Genomic DNA, 6948 nt, shown 5'->3' on the forward strand with positions numbered 1-6948 from the left:
GGGCTTATTCCACGGCTTTGACCATGTCTTCGATGACCTTCTTGGCATCGCCGAACACCATCATGGTCTTGTCCAGGTAGAACAGTTCGTTGTCCAGGCCGGCATAGCCGCTGGCCATGGAGCGCTTGTTGACGATGATGGTCTTGGCCTTGAAGGCTTCGAGGATCGGCATGCCGGCAATCGGCGACTTGGGATCGTTCTTGGCCGCCGGGTTGACCACGTCGTTGGCACCGAGCACCAGTACCACGTCGGCCTGGCCGAACTCGGAGTTGATGTCGTCCATCTCGAACACCTGGTCGTAGGGCACTTCGGCCTCGGCCAGCAGCACGTTCATGTGCCCGGGCATGCGCCCCGCCACCGGGTGGATCGCGTACTTCACGGTCACGCCGTTGTGGGTGAGCTTTTCGGTCAGTTCCTTGAGCGCATGCTGGGCACGGGCCACCGCCAGGCCGTAGCCGGGCACGATGATCACGGTGTCGGCGTTGCTCAGCAGGAAGGTGGCGTCGTCGGCCGAACCGGATTTCACCGGGCGCGCCTCCTTGGCACCGGCCGGGCCGGCCGCTTCTGCGGCGCCGCCGAAACCGCCGAGGATCACGTTGAAGAACGAACGGTTCATCGCCTTGCACATGATGTACGAGAGGATCGCGCCGCTCGAACCCACCAGCGAACCGGCAATGATCAGCATCGAGTTGTTCAGCGAGAAGCCGATGCCCGCCGCTGCCCAGCCCGAATAGCTGTTGAGCATCGAGACCACCACCGGCATGTCGGCGCCGCCGATCGGGATGATGATCAGCACACCCATCACGAAGGCCAGGGCCAGCATCAGGGCGAAGGCGGTCAGGTTGCCGGTGAAGGTGAAGATCAGGCCCAGGGCGATGGTGGCCAGGCCCAGCACCAGGTTGAGCTTGTGCTGGCCGCTGAACTGTACCGGCGCGCCCTGGAACAGGCGGAACTTGTACTTGCCCGACAGCTTGCCGAAGGCGATGACCGAACCCGAAAAGGTGATCGCACCAATGGCGGCGCCAAGGAACAGCTCCAGGCGGTTGCCGACCGGAATCGGGTCGCTGATGCTGGCCACGATGCCCAGCGACTGTGGTTCGACCACGGCAGCGATGGCGATGAACACGGCCGCCAGGCCGATCATGCTGTGCATGAAGGCGACCAGTTCCGGCATCTTGGTCATTTCGACGCGTTTGGCCATGATCGAGCCGGCAGTGCCGCCCACCAGCAGGCCGACGATCACGTAGCCGATGCCGTCGGTGGCCAGCTGCGCGCCCAGTTTGTAGATCAGGCCGACGGTGGTGATCACCGCCAGGGCCATGCCGAGCATGCCGAACAGGTTGCCGCGCCGCGAGGTGGTCGGGTGCGACAGGCCCTTGAGCGCCTGGATGAAGCACACCGAGGCGACAAGGTAGAGCAGGGTTACCAGGTTCATGCTCATGTTTACTTCTTCCCCTCAGCCTTCGCGGCCTTTTTCTTGAACATCTCCAGCATGCGCCGGGTGACGAGGAAACCGCCGAACACGTTGACCGCTGCCAGGGCCACCGCGAGGGTGCCCATGGTCTTGCCGAGCGGGGTCACGGTCAGCGCGGCGGCCAGCATGGCGCCGACGATGACGATGGCGGAGATGGCGTTGGTGACCGCCATCAGCGGGGTGTGCAGCGCCGGGGTCACGTTCCATACCACGTGGTAGCCCACATAGATGGCCAGCACGAAGATGATCAGGTTGTAGACGCCGTGAGAGATCAGCATGTCTTCCATTGTCTGGCTCCTTATCCGTTCTTGCGGATGACCTGGCCGTCGCGGCACATCAGGCACGCGGCGACGATGTCGTCTTCGAGGTTGATCGTGAGGGCGCCGTCCTTGTCGAACAGCAGTTTCATGAAGTCGAGCAGGTTGCGTGCATACAGGGCCGAGGCGTCCGCACCGACCTGGGCTGGCAGGTTGGTGGGGCCGACGATGGTCACGCCGTTCTCGATCACCACCTGGTCGGCCACGGTCAGCGGGCAGTTGCCGCCCTGCGCGGCGGCGAGGTCGATGACCACCGAGCCCGGCTTCATCTGCGCGACGGTTTCGGCGCTGAGCAGGGTCGGTGCCTTGCGCCCGGGGATCAGCGCGGTGGTGATGACGATGTCGGCCTGTCTGGCGCGTTCGTGCACGGCCTGGGCCTGACGCTGCATCCAGCTGGCGGGCATGGGCCGCGCGTAGCCGCCGACGCCTTCGGCGCACTCGCGTTCCTCATCGGTTTCATACGGCACGTCGATGAACTTGGCGCCGAGCGATTCGATCTGCTCCTTTACCGCCGGGCGCACGTCCGAGGCCTCGATCACCGCACCCAGGCGCTTGGCCGTGGCGATGGCCTGCAGGCCGGCCACACCGGCGCCCAGGATGAGCACGCGGGCAGCCTTCACGGTGCCTGCGGCAGTCATCAGCATCGGCATGAAGCGTGGGTAGTGATGCGCGGCCAGCAGCACGGCCTTGTAGCCGGCGATGTTGGCCTGCGATGACAGCACGTCGAGGCTCTGCGCGCGGGAGGTGCGCGGCGCGGCTTCGAGAGCGAAGGCGGTGATCCCGCGTTCGGCCATCCTGGCAATCACGTCATTGTTGAACGGGTTGAGCATGCCCACCAGAACGGTGCCGCTGTTGATCTGGCCCAGTTCGCTTTCGTTGGGCGCCACAACCTTGAGTACAAGCTGTGCGCCAAACGCATCGGCAGCGCTGCCGATGGTCGCGCCTGCTGCTTCATAGGCACTGTCGGGCACGCTGGCATTGACGCCCGCGCCACGTTGCACAGTGACCTGATGACCCTGGCCGATCAGTTTCTTGATGGTTTCGGGGGTGGCAGCGACACGTGTCTCGCCCGTCTGCGTTTCGAGAGGAACACCAATGTGCACGTCAATTTCTCCTGCGTGATCTTTTGTTGGTAAACCAGCGCACTGCGGATGGTGCGTCTGGGGCGGCCGATCAGCACGATCCCGCCCTGAATCCGGGCGGGGCGCGGCATTTTGCAGGCGATCCTGAATCGCTTCAACCGGTTCTGAAGGGTGACGAACGATAAACTACAAGTCACCCTGTGACCGAATGTCGCAATAAGCGGCCTGAAGCCCGCGAACCGTGGGCTTCAGGGACATTACGCAAAATTTGAAATTTTTTCAGACAAATTTCGCGAAAGCGCATTTGTGCACAGGCTTTATGTCGCGAAGGCCCCGTAAACAGCAGGGTTAAGGGGTGTTTTGGCGTGCACCGGAACAGTCTGCTCATTTGCGACATTTTCGTATATCTGTAGGGATCGATATTTGCTGACTACGGGGTCAACAAACCGCTCTGATCCTTGTGCTGCGCGGCATAGCGCTGGGCCTCGGCTACCAGCCAGTCGCGAAAAGCACGCAGCGAGGCGGATTCCACCTTGCGCTCCGGGATCATCAGGTAGTACGCCTTGATGCTCGACAGCGCATGCGGGTTGGCAATCACCAGCCTGCCCTCCCCCAGTTCATGCTGGATGAGAAAGGGCGGGATCAACGCCACGCCCATCTCGTGCATGGCGGCCTGGGCCAACATCGAGAATAGCTCATAGCGCGGGCCGGTCATGTCGCGGGCCACGTTCATTTCCAGGCTGTTGAACCACTGGCGCCAGGCATAGGGTCGGGTGGTCTGCTGCAGCAGCGGCAGTTGCGCGAGGTCCTCGGCGCTAAGGCTAGCCTGCCCTGCCAGCAAGGCCGGGCTGCACACCGGCACGGGGTTCTCGCCCATCAGGCGGTGGGACTGGGTACCCGACCAGTCGGCGTCGCCAAAATAGATGGCGGCGTCGAAGTGGGTGTCGGCGAAAAGGAACGGACGGGTGCGGTTGGTCAGGTTGACGGTGACTTCGGGGTGCAGGCGCTGAAAGTCCTTCAGTCGCGGCAGCAGCCATTGCGTGCCGAAGGTCGGTACCAGGGCCAGTTCGATCACGTTGGCGCCCTGCTGGCCCATCACCGACAGGGTATCGCGCTCCACCGCGTCCAGCTGGGTGGCGACGCGGCGGCTATAGGACAGGCCGGCTTCGGTGAGCTTCACGCCACGGCGCGAGCGTCGAAACAGCTCCACATTCAGAAACTCCTCCAGCCCGCCCACCTGTCGGCACACCGCGCCCTGGGTCAGGGAGAGCTCCTGGGCCGCCTTGGTAAAGCTTTCGTGGCGGGCTGCAGCCTCGAAGCACACCAGGGCCGTGGTGCTGGGGATCTTGCGCCGCATATACGTCAACCTCACTAATCAGTCGTAAAAATGGCCGTTGGTGCCGTTACGAAGTGAGAAATTATCACAAGACTATGCGCAATCCTCGTTTGTCGCCACGCCCGTTACGGCCTAGGATCAACCCACGACAAAACGTTTCCGAGGATTCGCACATGGCTGGCAAGGCAAGCTTCAACTGGATCGACCCGCTGCTGCTCGATCAGCAGCTCACCGAAGAAGAGCGCATGGTGCGTGACAGCGCGTTCCACTTCGCCCAGGACAAGCTCGCCCCGCGTGTGCTCGAAGCCTTCCGCCATGAGCAGACCGACCCGGCGATCTTCCGTGAAATGGGCGAGGTTGGCCTGCTGGGTGCGACCATCCCCGAGCAGTACGGCGGCAGCGGCCTCAACTATGTGTGCTACGGCCTGATTGCCCGTGAAGTGGAGCGTATCGACTCCGGCTATCGCTCGATGATGAGCGTGCAGTCTTCGCTGGTGATGGTGCCGATCAACGAATTCGGTACCGAGGCGCAGAAGCAGAAGTACCTGCCCAAGCTGGCCAGCGGCGAGTGGATCGGCTGCTTCGGCCTCACCGAGCCCAACCATGGCTCCGACCCGGGCTCGATGATCACCCGCGCCAGGAGCGTCGACGGTGGCTATCGCCTGAGCGGCAGCAAGATGTGGATCACCAACAGCCCGATCGCTGACGTGTTCGTGGTGTGGGCCAAGGACGATGCGGGCGACATTCGCGGCTTCGTGCTGGAGAAAGGCTGGGAAGGCCTGAGTGCCCCGGCGATTCACGGCAAGGTCGGCCTGCGTGCCTCGATCACCGGCGAGATCGTGATGGACAACGTGTTCGTGCCTGAAGAAAACATCTTCCCGGATGTACGTGGCCTGAAGGGCCCGTTCACCTGCCTCAACTCGGCGCGCTACGGCATCTCCTGGGGCGCCCTGGGTGCAGCGGAAGCCTGCTGGCACACCGCGCGCCAATACACCCTGGACCGTCAGCAGTTCGGCCGCCCGTTGGCCGCCAACCAGCTGATCCAGAAGAAGCTGGCCGACATGCAGACCGAGATCACCTTGGCCCTGCAAGGTTGCCTGCGCCTGGGCCGCATGAAGGATGAAGGCACTGCTGCGGTCGAGATCACCTCGATCATGAAGCGCAACTCCTGCGGCAAGGCGCTGGACATCGCCCGCCTGGCCCGCGACATGCTGGGCGGCAATGGTATCTCCGACGAGTTCGGCGTGGCCCGCCACCTGGTCAACCTCGAGGTGGTCAACACCTATGAAGGTACCCATGACGTGCATGCGCTGATTCTGGGGCGTGCGCAAACCGGTCTGCAGGCTTTCTATTAATAAGGAGCCAGCCCATGGGCGCGCTATCTCATCTGCGGGTGCTGGATCTGTCGCGAGTGCTGGCCGGACCGTGGTCCGGACAGATCCTCGCGGACCTGGGGGCCGAGGTGATCAAGGTCGAGCGTCCCGGGGCGGGCGACGACACGCGCGCCTGGGGCCCGCCGTTTCTCAAGGACGCCTATGGCGAGAACACCAGTGAGGCGGCCTACTACCTTTCGGCCAACCGCAACAAGAAGTCGGTCACCATCGACTTCACCCAGCCCGAAGGCCAGCAACTGGTACGTGAGCTGGCGGCCAAGTCCGACATCCTGATCGAGAACTTCAAGGTTGGCGGGCTGGCGGCCTACGGGCTGGACTACGAAAGCCTGCGGGCGATCAACCCGCGGCTTATCTATTGCTCGATCACCGGCTTCGGCCAGACCGGACCCTACGCCAAGCGTGCCGGTTATGACTTCATGATCCAGGGCCTGGGTGGCCTGATGAGCCTTACCGGCCGCCCGGAGGGTGAGGACGGTGCGGGGCCGGTGAAGGTCGGGGTGGCGTTGACCGATATTCTCACCGGGCTGTATTCGACGGTGGCGATATTGGCCGCCCTCGCCCACCGGGATCACGATGGCGGCGGGCAACACATCGACATGGCGTTGCTGGATGTGCAGGTGGCTTGCCTGGCCAACCAGGCGATGAACTACCTGACCACGGGTGTTGCGCCGCGTCGCCTGGGCAATGCGCACCCGAACATCGTGCCTTACCAGGATTTTCCTACCGCCGATGGCGACTTCATCCTGACCGTGGGTAACGACGGGCAGTTTCGCAAGTTCGCCGAGGTGGCCGGCCAGCCGCAGTGGGCGGATGACCCGCGGTTTGCCACTAATAAACTGCGTGTGGCCAACCGCGCCGAGCTGATCCCGCTGATTCGCCAGGCCACGGTGTTCAAGACTACCGCCGAGTGGGTCAGCCAGCTGGAGCAGGCGGGTGTACCGTGCGGGCCGATCAACGACCTGGCGCAGATGTTCCAGGACCCTCAGGTGCAGGCGCGTGGCCTGGCCATAGAGATTCCTCACCCGTTGGCCGGCAGCGTGCCGCAGGTAGCCAGCCCTATTCGTTTGTCCGAGACGCCGGTGGAGTACCGCAATGCACCGCCGCTGCTGGGGGAGCATACCGAACAGGTGCTGATGCAGGTGCTGGGGCTGAAGGGTGACGAGGTGCAACGCCTGCGTGGCGCGGGCGTGCTGTAGGCGCCCTCTCCTATCTATATAGAGGGTGGCGAGGGCTGATTTGATAAAGTTTCAAATTAGCCCTTGACGCACGATTTAATCTCTCTATAATTCGCCCCACTTCCGGCGCAGTCGGAACGAAAAACTCCTTGAATATCAATGAGTTGGAT

Annotated in this window: 6 protein-coding genes; 2 read left to right on the top strand and 4 right to left on the bottom strand. The window is 63.1% G+C overall.

Features of this window, described 5'->3' with window-relative positions; translation table 11 throughout:
• Positions 1-4: 4 nt before the first annotated feature.
• The 4 genes from NP552_RS16300 to NP552_RS16315 form a co-directional block, all read right to left on the bottom strand.
• Positions 5-1441, bottom strand: a complete 1437-nt coding sequence (locus NP552_RS16300; protein WP_043862332.1) for an NAD(P)(+) transhydrogenase (Re/Si-specific) subunit beta — start codon at positions 1439-1441, stop codon at positions 5-7.
• 2 nt (positions 1442-1443) lie between these two features.
• Positions 1444-1761, bottom strand: coding sequence for an NAD(P) transhydrogenase subunit alpha (locus NP552_RS16305; protein ID WP_043862333.1), 318 nt, complete (start codon positions 1759-1761; stop codon positions 1444-1446).
• A gap of 11 nt (positions 1762-1772) precedes the next feature.
• Entirely contained in the window at positions 1773-2894 is a 1122-nt protein-coding gene (locus NP552_RS16310) for a Re/Si-specific NAD(P)(+) transhydrogenase subunit alpha (RefSeq protein WP_043862334.1), read from the bottom strand.
• A 409-nt stretch (positions 2895-3303) separates the two neighbouring features.
• Positions 3304-4230, bottom strand: a complete 927-nt coding sequence (locus NP552_RS16315) for a LysR family transcriptional regulator (protein WP_054916008.1) — start codon at positions 4228-4230, stop codon at positions 3304-3306.
• A 152-nt stretch (positions 4231-4382) separates the two neighbouring features.
• On the opposite strand from NP552_RS16315, the gene NP552_RS16320 reads away from it, so the two are divergent.
• Together NP552_RS16320 and NP552_RS16325 are read left to right on the top strand one after the other, a co-directional pair.
• The gene (locus NP552_RS16320) at positions 4383-5564 is read left to right on the top strand and encodes an acyl-CoA dehydrogenase (RefSeq protein WP_054916007.1); all 1182 of its coding nucleotides are present in this window, start codon (positions 4383-4385) and stop codon (positions 5562-5564) included.
• 14 nt (positions 5565-5578) lie between these two features.
• Positions 5579-6799 carry a CaiB/BaiF CoA transferase family protein gene (locus tag NP552_RS16325; protein WP_274096913.1) on the top strand — a complete coding sequence of 407 codons (1221 nt, stop codon included), beginning with the start codon at positions 5579-5581 and terminating at the stop codon, positions 6797-6799.
• The last annotated feature ends 149 nt before the right edge of the window (positions 6800-6948 follow it).

This window comes from Pseudomonas sp. 8209, from assembly GCF_028682105.1.
In the GTDB taxonomy this organism is placed as follows: Bacteria; Pseudomonadota; Gammaproteobacteria; order Pseudomonadales; family Pseudomonadaceae; genus Aquipseudomonas; species Aquipseudomonas palmensis.